Raw genomic sequence first — 1,157 nt, 5'->3', positions numbered from 1 at the left:
AGGGTGAGGCAATGTTTGTGCCGCATCATGTGACTGATTTGGTTCTCCTCGCTGATGGGGATTCTGAACCGATCATGACAGCATCAGCGATGATACGCGCTAAAGCCAGGCTAGGACGGATTAACAGGCGTTGCCTGATTGTATTCCCTCCCAAAAATGAAGACTTCGCAAACATGGCACAGGTGCAACATGACTGATGAAAATAACAATGTGCCTACTGCTATTCTTGGTTTGCTTGCTGAAGCGGATAGGAATCTGAGCGTTAACGGAATGTCCGGCGGCTATGTGGACTACGCACGCAACGGAAAGCTATCTGCATCTGATGCACCACAGCAAAGCGACGATCTGCAGCTTAGCAAAGAAGAAATTCTGGCTGAGTGCTGCCAAGAGCCTGAAACTGACATTGGGAATGGCCGGCGTTTCCTAAACCGCTATGGAAATAAGGTTATTCATGTTGCCCGTGTGGGTTGGCACGGCTTTGACGGTACGCGCTGGAAAGAGGATGAGGATGGTTCCGTTGTGAGACCATTGGCTCAGATCACTGCTGAAATGATCGCAGATGAAGCCACTTTGCTGACCGCTACAGAAGAAGAAGAACAAACCATAGAAGCCGCCCGTGCTGCGCGCATTGAACGTAAATCTATGGGGCCGGCAAAAAAAGATTGGGATGCAGAAAAACTCGCCCGCTGGATGGATTTAGAGAATGTGATTGAAGATGGTGAAGAAGCAAAGAAAAAGGTGAACGGCCGCAAATCCTCACGCCACAGACACGCCAAATCTACTGCCGGTACATCAAAACTTAACAATATGATGACCGAAGCGGCACCGCATGTAGCCAAAATGGGGTCGTTTGCGGGAGGGGGCGAAATCCTACGCTAAGCCAAGAACGCGCTTCCCATAGTCCCTGAGTTCGCCTTTTGGGCCGACGTAGCGATAGAGAGTGACGCGCTCGATCCCGAGTTCCTTGCACAGATCGGAAACGGAAGTATCGCGCTGTGCCATGGCCGCCTGGGCGAGACGCACCTGTGCCTTGGTCAGGGCGAATTTTCGGCCGCCTTTGCGACCGCGCGCTCTTGCGGCGGCGAGGCCAGCCATGGTCCGTTCGCGGATCAGGTCACGCTCGAACTCGGCCAGAGTGGCGAAGATACCGAACACCA

2 protein-coding genes and 1 pseudogene are annotated in these 1,157 nt (G+C 52.9%); 2 read left to right on the top strand and 1 reads right to left on the bottom strand.

Annotated features, from left to right (window positions below):
- A pseudogene (locus HBA93_RS17780) lies at nucleotides 1-197 on the top strand (hypothetical protein); the annotation flags it as partial.
- Nucleotides 190-879 carry a hypothetical protein gene (locus HBA93_RS17775; RefSeq protein WP_221724175.1) on the top strand — a complete coding sequence of 230 codons (690 nt, stop codon included), beginning with the start codon at nucleotides 190-192 and terminating at the stop codon, nucleotides 877-879. The pseudogene HBA93_RS17780 and the gene HBA93_RS17775, both read left to right, overlap by 8 nt.
- Here HBA93_RS17775 and HBA93_RS17770 read toward each other — a convergent pair.
- Nucleotides 871-1,157: recombinase family protein (locus tag HBA93_RS17770; RefSeq protein ID WP_221724174.1), on the bottom strand; the 287-nt coding region annotated here is incomplete at its 5' end. The two genes, HBA93_RS17775 and HBA93_RS17770, sit on opposite strands and share 9 nt — an antisense overlap.

It is taken from the genome of Ochrobactrum sp. SFR4, from assembly GCF_019730395.1.
GTDB lineage: Bacteria > Pseudomonadota > Alphaproteobacteria > Rhizobiales > Rhizobiaceae > Pseudochrobactrum.
Note: the sequence above shows the minus strand (reverse complement) of the source record. Positions and strands in the feature narration are given on the sequence as shown.